17 protein-coding genes and 1 riboswitch are annotated in these 22271 nt (G+C 71.6%); of the genes, 8 read left to right on the forward strand and 9 right to left on the reverse strand.

From position 1 onward, the window contains the following. Positions 1-21 precede the first annotated feature (21 nt). The 4 genes from ABH940_RS09520 to ABH940_RS09535 all read right to left on the reverse strand — a co-directional run bounded on the left by ABH940_RS09520 (position 22) and on the right by ABH940_RS09535 (position 5218). Entirely contained in the window at positions 22-1851 is a 1830-nt protein-coding gene (locus tag ABH940_RS09520; RefSeq protein WP_370105045.1) for a beta-galactosidase family protein, read from the reverse strand. Beyond that, on the reverse strand, positions 1848-2717 hold the full coding sequence (locus ABH940_RS09525; protein WP_370105046.1) for a sugar phosphate isomerase/epimerase family protein: 870 nt from the start codon (positions 2715-2717) through the stop codon (positions 1848-1850). Before ABH940_RS09525 ends, ABH940_RS09520 begins: the two co-directional genes overlap by 4 nt. 35 nt (positions 2718-2752) lie before the next feature. After that, positions 2753-3922: a dihydrodipicolinate synthase family protein gene (locus tag ABH940_RS09530; protein ID WP_370068671.1), complete on the reverse strand. Its 1170-nt coding sequence runs from the start codon at positions 3920-3922 to the stop codon at positions 2753-2755. Positions 3923-4066: 144 nt separating this feature from the next. Then, positions 4067-5218, reverse strand: a complete 1152-nt coding sequence (locus ABH940_RS09535) for a Gfo/Idh/MocA family protein (RefSeq protein WP_370105048.1) — start codon at positions 5216-5218, stop codon at positions 4067-4069. Between the two features lie 257 nt (positions 5219-5475). Between ABH940_RS09535 and ABH940_RS09540 the strand changes: the two genes are divergently transcribed. Together ABH940_RS09540 and ABH940_RS09545 are read left to right on the forward strand one after the other, a co-directional pair. Continuing rightward, complete coding sequence (locus ABH940_RS09540; protein ID WP_370068434.1) at positions 5476-6498, forward strand: LacI family DNA-binding transcriptional regulator; 1023 nt, start codon at positions 5476-5478, stop codon at positions 6496-6498. Between the two features lie 102 nt (positions 6499-6600). Continuing rightward, positions 6601-6686: riboswitch (ZMP/ZTP riboswitch) on the forward strand. Positions 6687-6707: 21 nt separating this feature from the next. After that, positions 6708-7586 carry a bifunctional 5,10-methylenetetrahydrofolate dehydrogenase/5,10-methenyltetrahydrofolate cyclohydrolase gene (locus tag ABH940_RS09545; protein ID WP_370068436.1) on the forward strand — a complete coding sequence of 293 codons (879 nt, stop codon included), beginning with the start codon at positions 6708-6710 and terminating at the stop codon, positions 7584-7586. 23 nt (positions 7587-7609) lie between these two features. Here ABH940_RS09545 and ABH940_RS09550 read toward each other — a convergent pair whose 3' ends face one another. Next, positions 7610-10555 (reverse strand): glycoside hydrolase family 2 TIM barrel-domain containing protein, encoded by a 2946-nt coding sequence (locus ABH940_RS09550; RefSeq protein WP_370105049.1) that lies wholly within the window; start codon positions 10553-10555, stop codon positions 7610-7612. 188 nt (positions 10556-10743) lie between these two features. On the opposite strand from ABH940_RS09550, the gene ABH940_RS09555 reads away from it, so the two are divergent. The 5 genes from ABH940_RS09555 to ABH940_RS09575 all read left to right on the forward strand — a co-directional run bounded on the left by ABH940_RS09555 (position 10744) and on the right by ABH940_RS09575 (position 16508). Continuing rightward, positions 10744-11946 (forward strand): substrate-binding domain-containing protein, encoded by a 1203-nt coding sequence (locus tag ABH940_RS09555; protein ID WP_370068440.1) that lies wholly within the window; start codon positions 10744-10746, stop codon positions 11944-11946. A gap of 195 nt (positions 11947-12141) precedes the next feature. Then, positions 12142-13467, forward strand: coding sequence for an ABC transporter substrate-binding protein (locus ABH940_RS09560; RefSeq protein WP_370068442.1), 1326 nt, complete (start codon positions 12142-12144; stop codon positions 13465-13467). Positions 13468-13477: 10 nt separating this feature from the next. Next, on the forward strand, positions 13478-14515 hold the full coding sequence (locus ABH940_RS09565; protein WP_370068444.1) for a carbohydrate ABC transporter permease: 1038 nt from the start codon (positions 13478-13480) through the stop codon (positions 14513-14515). Continuing rightward, positions 14512-15426 (forward strand): carbohydrate ABC transporter permease, encoded by a 915-nt coding sequence (locus tag ABH940_RS09570; protein WP_370068446.1) that lies wholly within the window; start codon positions 14512-14514, stop codon positions 15424-15426. The genes ABH940_RS09565 and ABH940_RS09570 overlap by 4 nt, the downstream gene beginning before the upstream one ends. Positions 15427-15482: 56 nt before the next feature. After that, positions 15483-16508 (forward strand): hydroxyacid dehydrogenase, encoded by a 1026-nt coding sequence (locus ABH940_RS09575; protein ID WP_370105050.1) that lies wholly within the window; start codon positions 15483-15485, stop codon positions 16506-16508. Positions 16509-16537: 29 nt separating this feature from the next. Here the strand turns inward: ABH940_RS09575 and ABH940_RS09580 are convergent, their stop codons facing one another. The 3 genes from ABH940_RS09580 to ABH940_RS09590 all read right to left on the reverse strand — a co-directional run bounded on the left by ABH940_RS09580 (position 16538) and on the right by ABH940_RS09590 (position 19705). Next, positions 16538-17494, reverse strand: coding sequence for an alkaline phosphatase family protein (locus tag ABH940_RS09580; RefSeq protein ID WP_370068450.1), 957 nt, complete (start codon positions 17492-17494; stop codon positions 16538-16540). 172 nt (positions 17495-17666) lie between these two features. Next, positions 17667-18755 (reverse strand): substrate-binding domain-containing protein, encoded by a 1089-nt coding sequence (locus tag ABH940_RS09585; RefSeq protein WP_370105051.1) that lies wholly within the window; start codon positions 18753-18755, stop codon positions 17667-17669. A 200-nt stretch (positions 18756-18955) separates the two neighbouring features. Continuing rightward, a complete protein-coding gene (locus ABH940_RS09590) occupies positions 18956-19705 on the reverse strand; it encodes a VOC family protein (RefSeq protein WP_370105052.1) in 750 nt (249 codons plus the stop codon). A 110-nt stretch (positions 19706-19815) separates the two neighbouring features. Between ABH940_RS09590 and ABH940_RS09595 the strand changes: the two genes are divergently transcribed. Beyond that, positions 19816-20688 (forward strand): sulfurtransferase, encoded by an 873-nt coding sequence (locus ABH940_RS09595; RefSeq protein ID WP_370068456.1) that lies wholly within the window; start codon positions 19816-19818, stop codon positions 20686-20688. A 109-nt stretch (positions 20689-20797) separates the two neighbouring features. Here ABH940_RS09595 and sepH read toward each other — a convergent pair whose 3' ends face one another. Next, positions 20798-22000, reverse strand: a complete 1203-nt coding sequence (sepH, locus tag ABH940_RS09600; protein ID WP_370105053.1) for a septation protein SepH — start codon at positions 21998-22000, stop codon at positions 20798-20800. Positions 22001-22271 lie beyond the last annotated feature (271 nt).

Genomic DNA, 22271 nt, shown 5'->3' on the forward strand with positions numbered 1-22271 from the left:
TACTGGGCTTCTGGCGTGACGTCAGAAATCGCAGCGGGCTGCCTCGGCAGGGCCGAGGTCCGGCGCGTCGCGCAGCTCCAGCTTGGCACCCGGCTGGTGCAGCTCCAGCACCACGACCTCGTTGCGGCCCGTGCGCCACAGCGGGGCCGGGGCGTAGAGGGTGCGTTGCGGGCCGATCTCCCAGTAGCGGCCGAGGCAGAAGCCGTTGAGCCAGACGACGCCCTTGGTCCAGCCGGGTAGGGCGAGGAACCCGTCCGCAGCCTCGTGGATGTCCAACTCGAAGCGGTGGAACGCCGGGTGTCCGACCATCCTGTCGGCGTCGGCGTCGGCGTCGGCGTCGGCGTCGGCGTCGGCGAACGGCAGCTCCAGCAGATCCGGCAGCGGATCGAGCGGCAACGGCCGGATCTCCCAGCCGAACTGGTACTGGCCGTCCAGCCGGACACCGCCGGTGATGCCTTTGCGGTCGGCAAAGCGCGGACCGTAGTTGATCCGGCCCTGGTTCTCCACCAGCAGCTCCAGCTCCGCGCCGCCGTCCGGAACGCTCAACGTGATCGAACGATCGGGGTGGTTGCGTTCGAGCACGCCGATCGCTTCACCGTCCAGGAAGACCTGCGCACGATCGGCCAGTCCGTCGATCCGCAGCTCGGTCCGGGCCAGCGGGCCGCGCAGCCGAGTGCGGTAGTGGATCAGGCCGAGTGACTGGCCGACCGTCTCCATCGGCTCCGGCTCCAGCCATTGGCTGGGCTTGCCGTGGCTCGACTCTGCGAGCATGTCCAGACAGTCGCGCAGGGCGACGCGTCCCAGCGGGCGCACCGACTGCGGTGCGAGACGCGGCGGCAGCTCCGGCAGCGGGTGCGGGACGGGCCCGATCCGGCGCTCGATCACCGCGCGGAAGGCGTGGAACTTGGCCGTCAGCTCGCCCGCCTCGCCGACCGGCGCGTCGTAGTCGTAGCTGGTCGACGTCGGCAGGTAGGCGGCTCCGTCGTGGTTGGCGCCGTTCCACCAGCCGAAGTTGGTGCCGCCGTGGCCCATGTAGATGTTGACGGACGCGCCTGCGGCCAGCAGCGCGTCCAACGCCTGCGCAGCGTCCTCGGCGTCGCGGACCCGGTGCCGTTCGCCCCAGTGGTCGAACCAGCCGATCCAGAACTCCGCACAGACCAGCGGCCCTTGGGGCTGGTGCCGACGCAGGCAGGCCAACGCCTGCTCCGGCCGGGAGCCGAAGGTGCCCGTGGTCAGCACGCCGGGCAGCCTGCCGCCGAGCTGGAATCCGTCCTCCGCTCCGTCGGCGGTGAACAGCAGACAGGTCACCCCACGTGCGAGCAGGCCTTCGTGCAGATGGGTCAGGTACGCGGTGTCGTTGCCGTAGCTGCCGTACTCGTTCTCGACGCCCATGGCCACGATCGGCCCGCTGCAGTCGTCCTGAAGCGGCGTCAGCCGGGGCAGCAGCTCGTCGAACCACGCGTCGACGGCGGCCAGGAAGGCGGTGTCGGTGCGCCGCAGCCGCAGGGACCGGTCGGCGAGCAGCCAGGCGGGCAGCCCGCCGAACTCCCATTCCGCGCAGACGTAGGGGCCGGGGCGGACGATCACGTCCAGCCCGAGCTCCCCGGCCAGCCGGACGAACCCGACCACGTCCTGCGCACCGTCGAAGTCGAAGCGGCCGCGCTCGCGTTCGTGGACGTTCCAGGCGACGTAGGTCTCAACGGTGTTGACACCCATCGCGCGCAGCCGCAGCAGCCGGTCGCGCCACTGCTCCGGGCGGATCCGGAAGTAGTGCACCGCAGCCGAGACGATCTGGTGCGGAACGCCGTTGCGCAGGAAGCCGGTTCGCGAGTCGGTCAGGGTCAGTGTCACGGCGACGGCTCCAGCTCCTGCGTGCCGGTGAGGTAGGTATGGTGACGCTCCGTCAGTGTGCGGAGTGTCTCCTCGCCGGGTGTGTCCCAGACCTCCTGGTTGAAGATCTCGACCTCGGTCCACCCCTGGTAGCCCGCCTCCGCCACCAGCCGGGCGAGGCGCGGGATGTCGATCGAACCGTCGCCGACGTGCCCGCGTCCGAGCAGTGCGTCGGCGGGCAGCGGCAGCAGCCAGTCGCAGACCTGGAACGCGTGGATCATCCCGGCCGTCCCGGCGCGCGCGATCTGCCGCTCGACCTCCGGGTCCCACCACACGTGGTAGGTGTCGACGACCACGCCGGTGCCGTGACCGGCCTGTTCGGCAAGGTCGACCGCCTGGCCGAGCGTCGAGACGACCGCACGGTCCGCGCAGAACATCGGGTGCAGCGGCTCGATCGCCAGCCGCACCCCGTGCGCCTCGGCGTAGGGAGCCAGCGCCGCGATGCCGTCGGCGACCGAACGTCGGGCGGCGGGCAGGTCCTTGCTGCCGGACGGCAGCCCGCCGCAGACCAGGACCAGGGTGTCGGTGCCGAGCGCGGCGGCCTCGTCGACCGCGCGCCGATTGTCTGCGGCGATGTCCTCGGCGGAGTCCGGGCCGGTGAAGAAACCGCCCCGGCAGAGACTGGTGACGGTCAGTCCGGCCTCGCGGACCAACCGGGCGGCCTGGTCCAGGCCCGCTTCGGCGACCCGGTCCCGCCACAGTCCGATCCCGGCGATGCCTGCCGCCGTGCAGCCGGCGACGGCCTCGGCCAGTGTCCACTGCTTCGTCGTCGCGGTGTTGAGCGAGAGCCGCTCCAGCCCGGGGGCAGGGTTGGCCCTTGACTGCATCCTTGACCGGGTCCTTGACCGCATCGCTTCGGGTGTCATTGGTCGAATCCCTTCGTGGCGAGGAAGGTCCGCATGCGGGCGGCGGCCAGCTCCGGGTCGGGCAACGCACCCGCCTCGGCGGCGAGGACGAAGAGCCGGGCCAGATGCGCCACCTCACGGTTCTCCTGCGCGCCGCCGACCATGGTGAAGTGGTCCTGATGACCGGCCAGGTGGGCCAGGAAGACCACACCGGTCTTGTAGTGGCGGGTCGGCGTGGCGAAGATGTGCCTGGCCAGCGGCACGGTCGGCTCCAGGACCGCGCGGTACCGGTCGGTGTCACCCCGGTCCAGCGCGGCCAACGCCGCTGCGGCGTGCCGGGCGAGCGGGTCGAAGACGCCCAGCAGCGCGTGGCTGAAGCCCTGCGCGCCGCCGCTGCTGTGCTGGTCTCCAAGAATGAGCTCGGGGTAGTGGAAGTCGTCACCGGTGTAGAGGCGGACCCCGTCCGGCAGCGCCCGACGCAGCGCGATCTCCCGGTCGGCGTCGAGCAGCGAGACCTTGATGCCGTCGACCTTGTCGGCGTGGTCGCGGATCAGCGCCAGCACGTGCTCGGCGGCGGTGTCGAGGTCGCCTGCGCCCCAGTACCCGGCCAGCGCCGGGTCGAAGGGCGTGCCGAGCCAGTGCAGGATCACCGGCTCGGCGGACTGGGCCAGCAGCCTGCCGTAGACCTCCGCGTAGTCGTCCGGTCCGGACGCGGTACGGGCCAGCGCGCGACTGGCCATCAGGACCACCTGCGCCCCCGCCTCCTCGACCACCTGCCACTGTTCTTCGTAAGCAGCGGTGATCGATGTGAGCGAATGACCGTCTCCGACCGACGTCGCGCCCAACTGATCGGTGCCGACCCCGCAGGCGAGCCGGCCACCGACGGCACGCGCCTCCGCGCCGCTGCGGCGGATCAACTCGCGCGTCGCGGGCCAGTCCAGGCCCATCCCGCGCTGGGCCGTGTCCATCGCGTCGGCGATGCCGAGGCCGAGGGACCACAGGTGGTGCCGAAAGGCGAGCGTCGCCTCCCAGTCCACGCCGGCGGGCAGCCCGGGACCGTTGGGCTGCCGGGGGTCGGCGACGACATGCGCCGCCGCGAACACCGTCCGGCTGCGGGCGGGCTCGCTGCGCGAGGGGAGTTGCGCCAGTAGGTCGGCGGTGTCGGGCAGCCGGTAGCGGGTGGCGATCCCGTCGAGCGGAAGCAGGATCGAGCCGGACGTCGAGGAGGCGGGGGAGGCCGAGGCGGCCGAGGAGGCAGGGGAGGCTTGGGAGGCTGGCAAGGAGGGCACGGCAGGGCTCCTGGGGGGCGAGGGGGACGCTGGTCGTGGCCGTCAGAGGGCTAGTTCCGGGATGTCCAGGCGACGGCCCTCGCGCGAGGAGCGCAGCCCGAGCTCCGCCAACTGCACGCCCTTGGCGCCGGAGAGCAGGTCGTAGGGGAAGGGCTCGTCCGCGACGACGTGCGTCAGGAACTGCTCCCACTGCACCTTGAAGCCGTTGTCGAACTCCTGGTTGTCCGGCACCGGCTGCCACTGCGCGCGGAACGGCTCGGTGGCCGGCAGGTCCGGGTTCCACACCGGCTTGGGCGTCGCTCCCCGGTGCTGGATCCGGCAGTTGCGCAGTCCGGCGACCGCGCTGCCCTCGGTCCCGTCGACGTGGAACTCGACCAGCTCGTCCCGGTCCACGCGGGTGGCCCAGGAGGAGTTGATCTGCGCGATCACCCCGCCGTCCAGCTCGAAGACGCCGTAGGCCGCGTCGTCGGCCGTCGCCCGGTAGGCGAGACCGCGTTCGTCGCGGCGCTCCGGGATGTGCGTCCAGGCCTGCGCGTAGACGGAGCGGACCGGCGCGAAGATCCGCTCCAGCACGTAGTGCCAGTGCGGGAACATGTCCAGCACCACTCCGCCGCCGTCCTCGGCCCGGTAGTTCCACGACGGCCGCTGCGCCGACTGCCAGTCGCCCTCGAACACCCAGTAGCCGAACTCGCCCCGGACGGACAGGATCTGGCCGAAGAAGCCGCCGTCGACCAGGCGCTTAAGCTTGAGCAGGCCCGGCAGGAACAGCTTGTCCTGCACCACGCCGTTCTTGACCCCGGCGTCGCGCGCCGCGCGGGCCAGCGAGAGCGCGGCGTCGACCGAGTCGGCGCTCGGCTTCTCGGTGTAGATGTGCTTGCCCGCGGCGATCGCGGCGCGCAGCGCCTTCTCGCGGACCTGGGTGAGCTGGGCGTCGAAGTAGATCTCGTTCGCCGGATCGGCGAGCGCGGCGTCGAGGTCGGTGGTCCAGCGGGTGAGGCCGTGGCGGTCGGCGATGGCCCGCAGCTTCTCCTCGTTGCGGCCGACCAGCACGGGCTCGGGCAGCACCCTGGTGCCGTCGGCCAGTTCGAGCCCGCCCTGCTCGCGCAGCGCGAGGACGGAGCGGACGAGGTGCTGGCGGTATCCCATACGGCCGGTGACGCCGTTCATGACGATGCCGATGGTCCTCTGAGGCATGGAGGTCTCGCTTCTCTTGGCGGGGAGTCTCTTGGTGGTGAGTCGCTTGGTGGGGAGCCTCTTGGGCGGAGCGCAGACGGGGGTGCAGGGCAGTCGGGTCGGTGCGGGACCGGACCCGGCGCGTTGACGTGCGCGGTCCCCGGCCGACTTCGGCGTCGCGGGATGCCAGGAGCCGTGGGAAAGCGCTTTCCAAGAGGTACGTTACGAGCATGGCGAATCCACGGTCAAGGACCCGACCCGCACGGACCGGCAGCGGTGTGACCCTGCAGCAGGTGGCCGAGCACGCGGGAGTGTCCCTGGCCACGGCCTCCCGCGTGCTGCACGGCAGCGGCACCCGGACCGTCGGTGAGGAGCTGCGCCGCCGCGTCGAGTCCGCGGCCGAGGAGCTCCGCTACATCTCCAACGCCCCGGCCCAGGCGCTGGCCCGCTCGACCAGCGCGGTCGTCGGCCTGATCGTCCACGACGTCGCCGACCCGTACTTCGGCGCGATCGCGGCCGGCGCGATGCGGGCCGCCCGCGAGCACCGGCTGATGGTGATGATCGCCGCGACCTTCCGCGAACCCGGCCTGGAGCTGGAGTACCTGCGCGGTCTGCGCGCCCAGCGCGCCCGTGCCGTGATCCTGGCGGGCAGCGGCACCACGGACGCGGCGGCGACCGCGCGCCTGGCGGAGGAGATCGCCGGGTTCGAGGCCGACGGCGGCCGGGTCGTCTGCATCGGCGAACGCGGACCCGAGGTCGACACGGTGGCAATGGCCAACCATGCGGGCGGTGGCCTTGCCGCGCGCGGACTGTGGGAGCTGGGTCACCGCCGCATCGGCGTCGTCTCCGGCCCGGAGGAACTGCTGACGGTCCGTCAACGTCTGGACGGTGCGCGGGATGCACTGCACTCTCTCGGCGCCGGGCTCGATCCGGCGGACGTGCGCACCGGCGACTTCACCCGCGAGGGCGGCCGGGCGACAGCTGTCCGCCTGCTCACCGAACGGCCGGACCTGACTGGCGTGTTGGTGCTCAACGACGTGATGGCGGCGGGCGCGCTCGCCGGACTCCGCGACGACCTCGGCCTCTCCGTCCCGGACCGGGTCTCCGTTGTCGGCTTCGACGACGTCCCGTTCGCGGCCGACCTCCGTCCGTCGCTGAGCACGGTCCGGCTGCCGCTGGAATCCGCGGGGGAGGCGGCCCTCCGGTTGCTCCTCGACCCTGCGGCGGACGCCCCGCGCCGGATCCCGCTCGACGCGGAGCTGATCCTGCGCGGCAGCACGGCGGCTCCGCCGCGGGCGTGAGACGCGCGGCGCGGCGCGAGCAGGGGTGCGGCGCGGTGCGAGCGGGCGGAGCGCGGCAGGAGCGCGGTGGGGTGCGCCCACCCGGCTCCCTTGACTATGGTGGAGGCGGGCCGTGACTGGCGCTGAGGTGGCATACCACCGGGGAGCGGCCTGACGATGTGTCAATGCCGTGCGCCTGGGCGAACCTTCGTGGAGCTCAGGAGTGCAGCATGGTGGAGACCCAGGCTCAGTCGGAAACGCAGACCGCTCGGCTGATGGACGGCACCGCCCTCGCCGAGCGCATCAGCCGTGAGACCTCGGCCGCCGCGGCCGACATCCTGCACCGTTCCGGGACCTCGCCCTGTCTGGCGACGGTGCTGGTCGGCGAGGACCCGGCGTCGGTGACGTACGTGCGGATGAAGCAGGCCAGGTGCGCGAAGGCCGGGATCGTGTCGCGGCACGTGACCCTGCCGGCGTCCACCAGCACCTCCGCGGTGGTGGAGACGATCACCGGGCTGTCCCAGGACCCGGCTGTGCACGGGATCCTGCTCCAGCATCCCGTGGGGCCGCACATCGACGAGCGCGCCGCGTTCGAGGCGATCGCCCCGGAGAAGGACGTGGACGGGGTGACCATGCACTCCTTCGCCGCCATGGGCTTCGGCTTGGCCGGATTCGCCTCCTGCACCCCGGGCGGGATCATGCGGCTGCTGGACTCGTACGAGGTCGACCTCACCGGCAAGCACGCCGTGGTCGTCGGCCGCAGCGCCATCCTCGGCAAGCCCGTCGGCATGCTCCTCCTCGGCCGCGACGCCACGGTGACGTACTGCCACTCGCGGACGGTCGGCCTGGCGTCGATCGTTCGGCAGGCGGACGTGCTGGTCGCCGCCGTCGGCAGGCCCCGGTTCATCCGGGGGCAGGACGTCAAGCCCGGCGCCGTGGTGGTGGACGCCGGGTACAACCCCGGCAACGTCGGGGACGTGGACTTCGACGGCGCCCGGCACCGGGCGAGTCTGATCACTCCGGTGCCAGGCGGTGTCGGTCCGATGACCATCGCGGTCCTGCTGGAGCAGACGGTTCAGGCGGCGGCCCGGCAGCTGGGGCTGTTCTGACCGCCGTTCCTGACCGCCGTTCCTCACTCCTGTGGCGTAGCCGTCACGACCACAGGGCGGAACAGCAGGCTGAACTCCGCCTTGCTGGGCCGGAGTCGGTGCTCCGGCAGCGCGCCGGGGCCGCAGGAGGCGGTGCCGAGGCCGTCGTGGGCGAGGTCGAGGTGCAGGTGGAGGATGCCGTCCGGGGTGAGTTCGTGCGGGTGGGGTGCGGCGGCCAACGCCGCGTCGCTCCAGGGGCGGGCGGCGAAGTCGAAGGTCGGCAGGCCTTCGAGGCGCAGCCCGTGGCCGTCGGAGCCGGTCAACTCCGCCCAGCGGGCGGCGGAGCGGTTGCCGTTCTCCTGCGGGCGGACGTAGGGGGTCTGCAGCTCCGGCACCGACAGCGACCAGCGACCGATCCGAACTGCCGCGCGGCTGTCGCGGTAGGACTCGCCAGGCCCGAGGCCGAACCACGCGACCTGCGTCAGCGAAGCGGGCAGCGCGAGGTGGAGGCCGAGCCGAGGCAGCGTCAGGTCGCCCCAGTGGGCCGGTTCGCCGTCGGGTTCGACAGCGAGGTCCAGGCGCAGGCCACCGTCCGTCTCGCGCCAGCGGTAGGTGGCCAGCAGGCCCAGGTCGGACGCGGCCGCAGCGGCCCGGGTGCGGACGGTACGGACGCCGGACTCGGTGGAGTCGTCGATCGTCCGGTGCCGCATCCGGTGCAGGCCCGCCTGCGCCCACCGGTTGGCGAGTGAACGCGTGCCGCCGCCACGGTCGTTGTCGGTGGGCGCACGCCAGACGTGCAGGCGGGCGGCGGTGACGGCATCGCGCAGCCCGGCGGGCCACGGGGAGGAGGCCGACGAAGACGCAGAGGACGCGGAGGCCGAGGTCGCGGCGGCGGGCGTGGACGCGGCGGCCCGCGAGGTGAACCCCTCGGCGTCCAGCGGGAACTGCGCCCAGGCCATCTCGTGGCCCGCCTCGGCCCACGGCTGGTCCTGCGCCAGCCGCGCCGTGACGGTCAGCCACAGCTCGGCTGCGTCCTGGTTGTCCTCGCCGTCCTCGCCGACCTCGCCGACCGAGGAGAGCAGGTCCTCGGTCACGAGGGTCGACGTGTCGCCCGCCACCGTTTCGGGAAAGTCGAGCGTCCCGCTCGCGACCTGGTGACCGTCGCGTGCGACGGACCAGGCGAAGGCCAGGTGATCGAGCGATCGGAAGTCGTAGCGATTGGTCACCGAGATCGCGTTGAGCGTCAGATCCAGATCGAACCTGATCGGCGTGATCACCTTGGCGAACTCGATCAGCCCGGGGGAGGGAGTGCGGTCGGGGAAGACCAGCCCGTCGGCGATGAAGTTGCCGTCGTGCAGCGGCTCGCCGAAGTCGCCGCCGTAGGCGTACCAGCGGCGGCCGTCAGCGGTCGTCCGCGCGATCCCGTGATCGATCCACTCCCAGACGAAACCGCCCGCGACGCGCGGGTACGTGTCGATCAGCCGCTGGTACTCGCTCAGGCCGCCGGGGCCGTTGCCCATCGCGTGCGCGTACTCGCAGAGCACGAACGGCACGGCACGGCGGTGGGCGTCGAGCGCGGGGTCGTCGGTCGGCGGCTCCTCGCGGCGGCCGATGGCGTCGACCTCGGCGTGGTTGGCGTACATCCGCGAGTAGACGTCGACGTAGCCGCTGTCCCGGTCGCCCTCGTAGTGGATCGGGCGCTCGGGGTCCCGGGAGCGGCACCACTGCGCCATCGCGGCCAGGTTGCGGCCGGTCCCGGCCTCGTTGCCCAACGACCAGAACAGCACCGAGGGGTGGTTCTTGTCCCGCTCGACCGTCCGCCGCATCCGGTCCAGCATCGCCTCCTCCCAGCGCGGGTCGTCGCTGGGGTTGCGCCGCCAGCCGACCTGCTCGAAGCCGTGCGTCTCCAGGTCGCACTCGTCGACGACCCAGAGGCCGTACTCGTCGCACAGTTCCAGGAAGGCGGAATGCGGCGGGTAGTGGCTGGTGCGGACGGCGTTGACGTGGTGCCGCTTCATCAGCAGCACGTCCTGCAGCATGGTGGCGCGGTCCAGGGCACGGCCGTGCTCCGGGTGCCACTCGTGCCGGTTGACGCCGCGCAGCGTGATCGGCGCTCCGTTCACCAGGAGCACGCCGTCCACCACGGCGATCGAACGAAAGCCGATCTGCAGCCGGACCGTCTCGCGGTCAGTCCGCAGCACGGCGTCGTAGCGGCGCGGCGACTCGGCCGACCACGCCTCGACCCGTTCGATCAGGTGCGGTCCGGCCGGATCGACGTCGTGCAGGCCGAGTTCGGGCACGCTGAGCCGGACGCCGGTCCCGGCCGTCTCGATCGCGAGGGTGCCGGAACCAGTGACGTGGTTCCAGTCGGCGTGGACGAAGAAGTCGTCCAGTGCGGGCTCGGGGCGGGCCAGCAGGGTGACGTCCCGGAAGATCCCGGAGAGCCACCACATGTCCTGGTCCTCGAGGTAACTGCCGCTGGACCACTGGTGGACCAGGACCTCGACAATGTTGGTGCCGGCACGCAGCAACGCCCCCACCTCGAACTCGTGGGCCAGTCGACTGCCCTTGGCGTGGCCCAGCGGCGTGCCGTTGAGGCTGACGGCGAAGCAGGAGTCCACGCCGTCGAAGCGGAGCAGGCTGCGCGTCGCAGGTTCGGCGTCGGCGGCGACCGGCCGCCAGTCCGCGGGCAGTTCGAAGGTGCGGCGGTACTCGCCCGTCGGGTTGTCGTCCGGGACGAACGGCGGCTCGATCGGGAACGGGTAGCTGACATTGGTGTAGGCGGGGGAGCCGTGGCCGTGCAGCTGCCAGTGCGCCGGGACGGGGAGTCCGGTCCACGGGCCCTGGTCCAGCCGGAACTCCCAGAGGCCGTTGAGGGAGAGCGAGGGGGCGTCGGAGTCGGCGGTGGTGCGGGGTGGACGGGCGCCGACTCCCGGTGCGGGGTCGACGACGTAGGCGAAGGACACGGCGCTCCTGGGGTCGCGGGTCACGGGTCGCACGGTGTTTGTCCCGAATCTAGGAAGAGCGACCCCTTGCGTCAAGACTGAATGATCGTATGATCGCGAAACGAAAGATCGGTGCGGATTCGCTCTGCTCGCTCAGAACGTACGGGGTGCTTCCGGTCGTGCCGATCATGTCCGTCGTTCCGTGAGTCGTCATGCGACGCGAGGGGAAGTACATGCGCGCCACCGCCGAGGCCCGGCACCGGCAGATACTCGACCTGCTCAGTGTGCGGACCAGCCTGCGCGTGGGCGAACTCGCCGTCGCGCTCGGCGTCTCCGTCGCCACCGCCCGCCGTGACGTGGAGGCCATGTCCGTCGCGGGCCTGCTCCAGCGCGCCCACGGCCGGGTCAGCCGTCCCCGTCCCGCTCCGGCGGCGGTCGCGGTCGGCTCCACTCCGGGATCCGCCGCCGGACCGGCAGCCGAACCCGGAGTTGTGGGGAACCCGCAGGTCATCGGCATGTTGGTGCCGGTCGCCGACTACTACTACGCCGAGGTCGTCCGTGGTGCCCGCGAGGCGGCTGCCCGGGCGGGAGTTCGGCTGGTGCTGGGGATCTCGCACTACTCGCCGGAGGCCGACCGGGTCCAACTCGCCGCCCTGGTCGAGAGCGGAGCGGCAGGACTGCTGCTCACACCCAGCTGGGCGTCGGGCCGTCCCGGGGTGGCGGAGGAACGTCGCATCCTCGAACTCGGCGTCCCCGCCGTGCTGTTGGAACGGCGTGCCGATCCCGGGACCGGTCTGGCCGAGTTGGACCGGGTGTGCACCGCGCACGCCGAGGGGGCAGGCCTGGCCGTCCGGCACCTCGCCGAGCTGGGCCGACGCCGGATCGGCCTGCTGGTCCGCACCGACACGCCCACCGCGCACCACCTGCGCGCGGGCTACCTCTCCGCCACCGCAGCCCTGGGTCTGGAGCCGCTGTCGCTCGACCTGCCCGGCCCCAAGGGGAGTGGCGGTGCACCCTTCCACGACCTGGTCGAATCGATCCGTCATGCCCGACTCGACGCTGCTCTGGTCCACACCGACGAGGATGCGCTCCGGCTGCTCCAGGCGCTGCACCAGCACGGCCTGCGGGTGCCGGACGAACTGGCCCTGGTCGCCTACGACGACGAGGTGGCGGCCCTGGCCGATGTGCCGCTGACCGCTGTCGCCCCGCCCAAGCGCCGTCTCGGCGCGACGGCCGTGGCGCTGCTGCTCGACCGGCTTCGTACCGAGCCCGCCTCCGCGGCTCCCAGGCCGAACAGCCATCTCGACCTGTTGCCCTCGCTGCGGGTCCGCAGCTCCTGCGGCGTCTCCGTGGGACGCGGCGGGACGGCGGCGGCGCCGACAGTGGCGCCAGCGGCGGCACCGACGGTGCCCGCGTCCGCTCTTCCGCTCAGGTAGCCATCAGATAACGATCGAGTGATCGAATGAAAGTTTTTCGATGATTCGCTCTTGACGACGAGCGACTCGAAGCCAAGGATGACGCATCATCGCCCACGGCCTCACCGCCGTACGGCCCACGAACGTCGCTCGGATGCCTGAACCCCTCCCTCCCGGACTCCACCCACCGGGGCGTCTCCTGACAGGAGCTCAGCAATGACGCACAGCTCGAACCGCCGTCGCCGCATCTCCCTCGCCGCCTGTGCCGCGCTCACCCTGGTCACCGTCGCCGCCTGCGGCAGCAGCGGGGGCAGCGCCGGTGGCTCCGCCAACGCCTCCTCCGGACAGCCCGTCAACATCACCTTCTGGACCTGGACCAAGAACGCCGACAAGGTCACCCAGGAGTTCAACGCGACCCACAAGGACGTCCACGTCACCTTCGTCCAGACCAGCGGCGGCCCGGCGGGCTACGCGAAGGACGTGGCCGCGATCAAGGCGGGCAACGGCCCGGACCTGTTCAACGTCGAGTACGCGCAGCTCCCCAACTTCGTCAGCCAGGGCCTGGTCCAGGACGTCAGCTCGCTGGTCGGCAGCTCCACCCGCTCCGCCCTCGGCAACGCGATGAACCTGACCACCCTGGGCGGCAAGACCTGGGCGGTCCCGTTCGACATCGAGCCGGAGGTGTTCTACTTCCGCAAGGACCTGTTCCAGAAGTACCACCTGACCGTGCCGTCCACCTGGGACCAGTTCAAGACCGACGCCGCCGCGTTGAAGCAGGCCGACCCCGGTGCCAGCCTGGTCAACTTCCCGATCGACGACCCGAGCATGTTCGCTGCCCTCGCCTGGCAGGCCGGTGGTCAGTGGTTCGGCACGTCGGGCAACACCTGGAAGGTCAACTTCCAGGACCCGGCCACCCTGAAGGTCGCCGCCTACTGGCAGGGCCTGCTCGACAGCGGCCAGGTCAGCCACCTGGTCAGCGCCAGCCCGGCGCTCACCGCCGGGATCGGCGACGGAAGCATCATCGGCATGATCAACGGCCCCTACGAGGCGGCCTACCTCAAGCCCATGACGTCCGGCCAGGACGGCAAGTGGGCCGAGGTCCCGCTGCCGACCTGGGACGGCACCCCGGCAGCAGGCACCGTCGGCGGCTCCAGCTACGCGGTCAGCAAGAACAGCGCCCACGCCGCAGCCGCGATCGAGTTCGCCACCTGGATGGCCACCAACGCCGACGCCGTCTCCACTCGCGTCGCGGGCGGCGCGTCCAGTTCCCTGCCCGCCGACCCCGCCATGGCCGACGTGGCTCAGAAGGCCTTCGACAGCAGCCTCTTCGGCGGCCAGGACATCTACGCCGTCAGCAAGCAGGCCGCCACCACTGTCAAGAGCGGCTGGACCTGGGGCCCGCTGATGCTCTCCACCTGGTCCGACTTCTCCGACGAGTGGGCCAAGCTGGGTGCCGGCGGTTCGATCACCACCGCGCTCCAGTCCGCCCAGTCCCAGACGGTGTCGCAGATCAAGGCGGCCGGCCTGAACGCCCAGGGCTGAGGACCGCGACATGGCCGTCCTCTCCGACCGGGCCTCCGGGCCGGGCCCCGAGCCGGACTCCGGCTCGGGCGTCGGCCCCGACACCGCACCCCGCGGCCGGGCCTCGCGCACCGGGGAATCCCGCGCCCGGACGAAACGCCCCCGGACCGACCGCACCAGGGCAACTCGCACGCGCGGCGCTGCCACCGTGCTGCTCGCCCCCTTCTTCGTGCTCTTCGCCGCCGCGACGCTCGCACCGATCGTCTACGCGCTCTGGTTGAGCCTCTTCAAGCAGCACGTCTCCGGGCTCGGCTTCGGGGGTCCGCCGACGAACATCTTCGCCGGGCTCAGCAACTACCTGGACGTGCTGAAGGATCCGGCCTACCGCGACGGCTTCCTCAACGTCGCGCTCTTCGCCGTGATCTACGTCCCGGTCATGCTGGTCGGCTCGCTCGGCGTGGCGCTGCTGCTCGACTCGACGCTGGCCAAGGCGAAGCGCTTCTTCCAGCTGAGCCTCTTCCTGCCGCACGTGGTCCCCGGCATCATCGCCGCCATCGTCTGGCTCTACCTCTACACGCCGGGTGTCAGCCCGGTGGTGAGCGCGCTGCAGAGCGGCGGGATCAGCTTCGACATCGCTTCGCCCTGGGTCGCCGTCCCCTCCCTGGTCAACGTGGCGCTGTGGGAGGTGCTCGGCTACAACGTGGTGGTCTTCTACGCCGCGCTCCAGGCGATCCCGAAGGAGGTGCTGGAAGCCTCGCTGATTGACGGAGCGTCAGAACTGCGCACCGCGTGGTCGATCAAACTGCCCAGCATCCGCGCCAGCGTGGGGCTGGTCGGGCTGTTCACCTCGATCGGCGTGCTCCAGCTCTTCCAGGAGCCGCTCCAACTCAACCAGGCGTTCCCTGCCGTCATCGGCTCCCAGTGGACGCCCAACCTCTACACCTACGTGGCCGCCTTCAAGAACTCCAACTACGGCTACGCCTCGGCGGGTTCGATCATGTTGGCCGTGATCTGCGGCCTGCTCTCCTTCGGGGTCACCCGCCTGTCCAACCCGTGGAGGCAGTCATGACCACCGCGCTCGACTCCGACTCCAGGGCTACCACCCCGGCACCTCGGCCGACCGCGTCCACGCGACCGGCCAGACCCCGCTGGATGTCCAAGGCCGCGGTCAACACGGCCCTGGTGCTGGCCGGCGTCTACACCTTCTTCCCCGCCGTCTGGATGCTGATGGCCGCGGCCAAGAACGCCAGCGGCATCATGAGCGGGCGCGTCCTCAGCCTCTCCGACTTCGATCTGATGGGGAACCTCTCGGGGTTGATGCACCTTCAGGGCGGCATCTACTTCCGCTGGTTGCTCAACTCCTTCTTCTACGCGGGTGTCGGCTCCGTCGTCTGTGCGCTGGTCTGCTGCGCCGCTGGGTACGCGTTCGACAAGTACCAGTTCCGGGGGAAGGAGAAGCTGTTCGGGCTGGTGCTGCTGGGCGTGCTGGTGCCGAGTGCGGCCACCGTGCTGCCGCTCTACCTGTTGGCGAGCAAGGTCCATGTGGTCAACACCGTCTGGGCGGTGCTGATCCCCTCCCTGGTCAACCCCTTCGGCGTCTACCTGGCCCGCGTCTTCTCCCAGGGCTACGTGCCCGACGAGGTGGTGGAGGCGGCCCGGGTGGACGGCGCGGGGGAGTTGCGCATCTTCGGCTGGATCGGCCTGCCGATGATGAAGTCCGGCTTCGCCACCATCATGCTCTTCCAGTTCTCGGCGATCTGGAACGGCTTCTTCCTGGCCCTGGTCATGCTGGCGGACCAGAACCTCTACCCGGTCAGCCTCGGCCTGTACATCTGGAACAACGCGGTGGCGGGCGACGCGCCCTCGCTGGTCTCGCTGGTGATCAGCGGCTCCGTCATCGCGGTGCTGCCCGTCATCGTCCTGTTCGTCTGCCTGCAGCGCTTCTGGCGCTCCGGACTCACCGCCGGCGCCGTGAAGTAGCCGGGTTCCGTGAAGGAACCGGTGCTCACCGGCGCCGACGAAAGGAGCCTGATCGAATGACCGTGTCCCGACTCCACCGGCCGCGTACCGCGCTGGCCATGGACCCGGGCCTGATGCCGCGCGTCCTCGGACCGGACCAACTGGGACGACTGCACGAGGTCGCCGAGGTAGTCCCGGTGGACGGCGTGCTGCACGACTTCTCGACCGAGGAGGCGCGGGCCGTGCTGGCCGACACCGAGGTGCTCCTCACCTTCTGGGGCTGCCCGCCGGTCGACGCTGCGGTGCTGGCCGCGGCACCCCGGCTGCGTGCCGTCGTGCACGCTGCCGGATCGGTCAAGACCCTGGTCTCCGACGCCTGCTGGCAGCGCGGCGTGGTGGTCTCCTCGGCGGCGTGGGCCAACGCCCTGCCGGTCGCCGAGTACACGGTGGCTGCCGTGCTGATGTCCAACAAGGCTCTGCTGCGGGCCCGGGACGACCTCCGCCGACTGCGGGTCTGGGACGACTGGCACCACCGCTACGCCGACATCGGCAACTACCGCCGCACGGTGGGCGTGATCGGGGCCTCCCGAATCGGTCGCCGGGTGATCGAACTACTGCGACCGTTCGATCTGGACGTGATCGTGAGCGACCCCTACCTGAGCGAGGAGGAGGCGCGCACCCTGGGCGTGCGGGTGGTGACGCTGGACGAGCTGTGCGCGCAGTCGGACGTGGTGAGCATTCACGCACCGTCCCTGCCGGAGACCTTTCACCTGATTGATCGCTCACGCCTCGCCCTGATGCGCGACGGCGCCACGTTGATCAACACTGCCCGCGGCGCGCTGCTGGACGCCGACGCGCTGGTCGACGAACTGTCCACCGGGCGGCTCAACGCGGTGATCGACGTGACCGATCCGGAGCCGCTGCCCGCCGACTCGCCGCTCTACGACCTGCCGAACGTCCTGCTCACCCCGCACATCGCGGGTTCGGTCGGCGGCGAGCTCCATCGGATGGCGGACTCGGCCATCGCCGAAATCGCCCGCCTCGGCCGTGGGTTGCCCTTCGCCCACCCCGTCCTGCGGGAGGAACTCGACCGCACCGCGTAGGCGCCCGCGCTGCCTGCCAGGGAAAGGACCTACACGGGCTGGGCGACCGGGACGTACGGAGTGTGTTGGCGCCTGGCCTGCACGGCAGCCGCCTCCGGTGCGATCCCGGATTCGGTGAACGCCCGCCCGTCGAGCGTCCAGTGACGGTCCGCCAGTATCCCCAGCGAGGCGAAGACCTGGGGTGCGACGTCCACGTGGCGCAGCGGGCGAAGTTGCTCGCCCGGCGCGAAGTCCGGCCCGCAGCAGGCGATCCACGCCGTGCGCTCCAGGTCGCTGTCACCACCGTGCCCGCCCTCGTCGACGTGGCCGTGGTCGGTGACCACGATCACCGTCCACGCCTCCTCGGCATGGCCGGGCCGGGACCGGACCGCGTCGAGGAGCAGCCCGAGTCGCTCGTCGGCCCGCCGGATCGAGGCGTGGTAGTCCTCACCGCAGCCGCGCAGGTGCGCGGTCTCGTCGACCGCGCCGAGGTAGACGAACGAGGCCTCCGGGTCCTCCTCGCGCAGCACCCGGACGGCGTCGGCCACCACGGTCCCGTCGCAGTCCTCCCAGTCCTCGCAGGTCTCGGCGGTCGGCGCGGCGAAGCTCAGCCGCGACGGCCCGTTGAACAGCGGCCCGCCGCCGCGCGCAAGCACCAGCGGCTCCCAGCCCGCGGCCACGTAGGTGCGGCGGCCGAAGCCCCGACTGAGCCGGGTGAGGAAGTCCGGGTAGACCGCGAGCCGGTGGCCGCTGAAGTCGTTGTTCCACACGGCGTGCTTGAGCACGTGCACGCCGGTCGCGACCGTCGCCCAGCACGGCCCCGACATCGTCGGCGTCCCGTCGTCTATCCGCACGGGGGAGAGAAAGCCCGCGCGCACGACGGAGTCCAGGTGCGGGGTCGGCACCTCCCCGAGCAGGTCGAGCCGCACGCCGTCGATGCCCACGACGAGCACGCGACGACGCGGCACGGAGCCGTGCTCCGGGGAGGGCTGGGGTTGGAACGGCATCGCGGTGGGCTCCCCGTGGCGGTGAAGAGAGACGGCTGACTGTGCTGGTTGTGCGGTCACCTTAGCGGTAGGGAGGCACTCCGGAAAGCGCTTTCCATCTGTCTGCTTCTTCGCCGTCGACCAGGCGTCGGCTCACGGCCACCGCGGACCCGTCGGTTCGCCCGGCGAGAGCTCAGGCTCTCGTGGACGCGCGGACGTGGAGGGCGGGGAGCAGGTCGAGGTGGCGATGGGGGAGTTGGTCGTCCGGGCCCTCGGTGAGGCGCTGGAGCAGCAGGTCGACCGCGGTCGCGCCCAGGGCGTGCTTCGGCGGGGCGATCGCGCTGAGCGGGACGTCGGCCAGGGCGGCGGTCTCGTCGTCGTAGGCGACGATGGCCAGGTCGTCCGGCACGCGCAGCCCGTGCGACTGCAACTGCTGGAGCAGCACCAGCGCGTCCGAGTCGGTGTGGACGAGCGCGGCGTCGATCTCGCCCTCGGCGATCGCGGTCGGCAGGGCCTCCAGCCGCTCGGTGAAGTCCTCCGCGACCGGTGTCCGTGGCGGACGCAGGCCGAGCGCGTCCATGCCGACGCGGTAGCCGGTGGCGATGTAGTCGGCGGTCGGAGTGCCGGGTCGGGCCAGCACGGCGATCCGGCGGCGGCCGAGCGAGGCCAGGTGGCGGACGGCGACGCACGCGCCGTGGACGTGGTCGGTGCACACCCGGTCCAGCTCGGCCAGCGGCGAACCCGGCGTCACTCGACGCTCCAACAGCACGGTGGGGACGCCGAGTTCGAGCACGGCGTCCTCCTCCTCGGCGCTGGGCGCACCGCTCGGCCAGGTCGGCGTGAGGAGCAGGCCGCCGACGCCCGCGTTCAGCATGGAGGCGATCTGCGCCCGGTCCTGCTCCGGCCGGTAGTCCGAGATCCCGAGGATCAGCCGGACCCCGGCGGCAGCGGCGGCGCTCTTCGCACCGCGGATGACCTCGGCGTAGTAGTACGAGGCGGCCGGAACCAGCAGTCCGAGCACCGTGTCCGGCGGCAGCACGCGTCGGGCCGGGGCGGCGGCGCCGAGCAGTTGACCGGAGCGCGGCTCGGCCGCCGGGTCGGGCCAGGTGACGAAGCCGTGCGCACGCTGCAGCCGACCGGCCTCGGCGAGGATCTCGACGTCCCGCCGCGCCGTGACCGCGGACACCCCGAGGGCCTCTGCGAGATCGGTGACCCGCAGCGAGCCGTGTTCCCGGACCAGGAGCAGGATCTGCTCGTGCCGTTCGTCGACGGAAGGGCGCACGGTTTCCCCCAGAGTGAGCGGCTGCGGTGGTGGTGCGGCTGAATCCCTGGGACCGGGACTGGCAGCGCGTCAGGCGAAGCCTAGCGAATCGCCGTACCGGTGCTTTCGCAAAACAATCATCCGGTCACTCGATCAGGTTTGCCGCCGCACAGTTGGACGTATCCCGCCACCGTCCTGGGGTCGGACGCGGTCAGCGGTGGTCAGACCGGCTTGTTCGGCCAGGCCGCCGCGTCCGCGAGCCGGACCAGAGCGAACGGGCCGCCCTGCGGGTCCTGCAGGTAGGCGACCTCGCCGTAGCGGCGGGCGCGTGGGGTGGCGACGAGCCGGCCGCCCAGCGACTCCGCGGACTTCACCGCGAGGTCGACGTCGTCCACCGCGAAGTAGACCCGCCAGCGCGGATGCGGCTCTTCCGGACCGGCCTCGCGGATGCCCGCCACCCGGTGGCCGTCGAGCTTCAACAGGATCGCGTCTTCGTCCCGCTCCACCTCCGCCGCGCCGTCGGCGACCGAGTCCATGCCGAAGGACTTGGCGTAGAAGTCGGCGGCGTCCAGTACCGAGGGAGCGAGCAACTCGCTCCACACCACTGACCCGTGGGCACGGCGCAGCTGCCAGCCGGCATGGGCGTGCGCCTCCCAGATGCCGAAGGTGGCCCCCCACGGGTCCGCGGCCAGCGCCAGGCGGCCGGCGTCCCCGGAGTCGAGCGGTCCGAGCGCGACCGTGCCGCCGCAGTCGCGGATCCGCTGGGCGACCTGGTCCGCGCTGTCGACGGCGAAGTAGGTGATCCAGTCGACCGGATACCCGGCCTCCTCCGCGATCTCGCCGATTCCGGCGACCAGCCGCCCGCCGACGGAGGCGCGGACGTACGGCCCGAGCCGGGCGGGTCCGGGCCCGAAGTCCCAACCGAGCAGCGCGCGGTAGTAGTCGCACGCCCCCTGGAGATCGTGTGCCATCAGACTTACCCAGCACGGTGTGCCCTGCGGATGTCGCACGGAGTCACTCACTCTCCCGATGCTCCCACCTCACGGCTGCGGAAACCGTCCAAGGCACGAGAATGTCCGCTATGAATGCTCAGTCGTCATCGAATGCCGCGCCGACATCGCTGATCGCTCCGGCGGACCTCGCCGAACTGCTCGCAGGCGATCGCCCGCCCGTGCTCTTGGACATCCGTTGGGCCCTGGGCGGCCCGCCCGGCGCCGAGGAGTACGCCAAGGGTCACCTGCCCGGCGCCCACTTCGTGGACCTGGACCGCGATCTCGCCGCTGCGCCCGGCCGGGCCGGACGGCACCCCCTCCCCGACCCGGCCGTGCTGCAGGCGGCACTGCGCCGCGCCGGCGTGAGCGGCGACCGCGAGGTGGTCGTCTACGACGCCGCCACGTCGATGTCCGCCGCCCGCGCCTGGTGGCTGCTGCGCTGGGCAGGTCACGACGCGGTCCGTGTGCTCGACGGCGGCCTCCAGGCCTGGGCGGACGCCGGACTTCCGGTGTCGCTGACCGAACCCCCGGTCGTGGAGGGCGACTTCACGGTCCGTCCGGGCAGCCTGCCGACGGTGGACGCGGACGGGGCGGCGACCTGGGCGGACCGTCCGGCGGGCGTGCTGCTCGACGCACGGGCGGGGGAGCGCTACCGCGGCGAGACGGAGCCGGTCGACCCGCGCGCCGGCCACATCCCTGGCGCGACCTCCGCACCCACCGGCGACAACGTCGACGCGAACGGCAGTTTCCTCCCGGCCAACGCGCTGGCCGCGCGCTTCGCCGCCCTGGGCGCGACGCCGGACGCGGAGGTCGCCGTCTACTGCGGCTCCGGCGTGACCGCGGCGCACGAGATCCTCGCCCTGCACCTGGCCGGTGTTCCGGCGACGCTGTACCCGGGCTCGTGGAGCGAGTGGTCCGGGGACCCGTCCCGCCCGGCCGCGACGGGCCCCGACCCGCGCTGAGCGACCCGCGCTAAGTGAACCGTGCTGGGCGATCCGGCGGGGAACGGACGAAGGGCCTCGGGCAGTCCGCCCGAGGCCCTCACGCTTTCGTTCGTCAGTCCCGCCTTCGTCAGTCCTGCTTCTTGCGGCGGGTGCCGAAGACGATCTCGTCCCAGCTCGGTACCGCGGCCCGGCGGCCCGGGCGGACGCCGTCGGCCTCCGCCTGACGGTCGGTCGAACCGACCAGGCGGTCGCGGTGGGGGCTGGCGGTGCGCGGCATCAGGATGTCCGCGTAGGCCGAGCCCGCGCCCACCGCCGCCGCGGCCGGAGCCTCCGGCTCGACCGGGACCGATTCCGACGACTCGTCGGACACCGCTCCGGGCGTGGCCACGTCGAGAATGCTGGTCAGCGAGTCCACCGGAGTGACCGGTCCGACCTGCGACACCAGGGCGGAGGGGGACGACGCGGACGCAGCGGCAGAAGCGGCCGGCGGCTCTGCCGTCCGGTCACCTGCCGTCCGCTCACCCGTCGGGCGTTCGATCGGCTTCCGTTCGATCGGAACCCGCTCGATCGGGACTCGCTCAACCGGAACCCGCTCAACCGGCACCCGCTCAACTGGCACCCGTTCGACCGGCGTGCGCTCGGGCGCGTGCGGACGCATGCCCATGCCGCGGTCGGCTCCGGGCAGGCGGGCGATGCGCGGGACGAACGGGAAGGTCGGCTCCTCCACCCGCTCCGGCGTCTCGCCGATCAGTGCACGGGCCTCGTCGTCGAGCGGCTGGACCAGACGGCGCGGCGGGTCGTACGTCCAACGGGCCTGCCGTGCGGCGCCCTCGGCGGCGAAGCTGAGAACGATCTCCCAGGTGCTGTCGTCGCGCCGCCACGAATCCCAGCCGGTGCTGTCCTTGTCGGCGCCGCGCAGCAGCAGGCGCTCGGCCACGGCGTCACCCAGCTGCGGACCGGTGCTCTCGCCCGCACGGCGGACCGAGGTCTTGCGGGCCCGCTCGGCCATGAACGCGCGCTCGGCCAGGACCGGGCCCTCGAAGCGGCGGACCCGCTCGACGGAGATGCCCGCCTGCTGCGCCACCTCCTCGGCGGTCGCACCGGCGCGGATCCGCGCCTGGATGTCGCGCGGACGCAGGTGGCTCTCGACGTCGATCTGGCCCAGCCGCGGGCGGTCGCCACGCACGGCGGCGCGCAGCCGCTCGTCAATCGGAAGAAAGTATTCCGTCGAATCGGCAGCCTTGAGCACCAGTCGTGAGCCGTCATTGCTGACGGCTACGACACGCAGTTCGGGCACGGTTACCTCCCGGGTGGTGCCTGCCGACGTCACCTGCGTCGCTGCTCCCGTAACGAGTGTGGCGTGCCGACGGCCGGCCGACCACAACATTGCAGAGTTACCCGGTGTGTCGGCCTCTATCCGCGACTCACCGTTATGGCACAGTTACTTCTTTTGCGTCATGTGACGAGTTGTCACTGCTGCAGCCGATGTTGTCGTTCCTGTGTGCTGTTCTCTTTCCATGCTGTCGCCACGCCTTGCGTGGCGATCACCCCGGGATGAGCGTTCCCGACCGCGCGCAGCCAGGCGTCATGAACGGTACTCC

Source organism: Streptacidiphilus sp. BW17 (assembly GCF_041262485.1).
Classification (GTDB): domain Bacteria; phylum Actinomycetota; class Actinomycetes; order Streptomycetales; family Streptomycetaceae; genus Streptacidiphilus.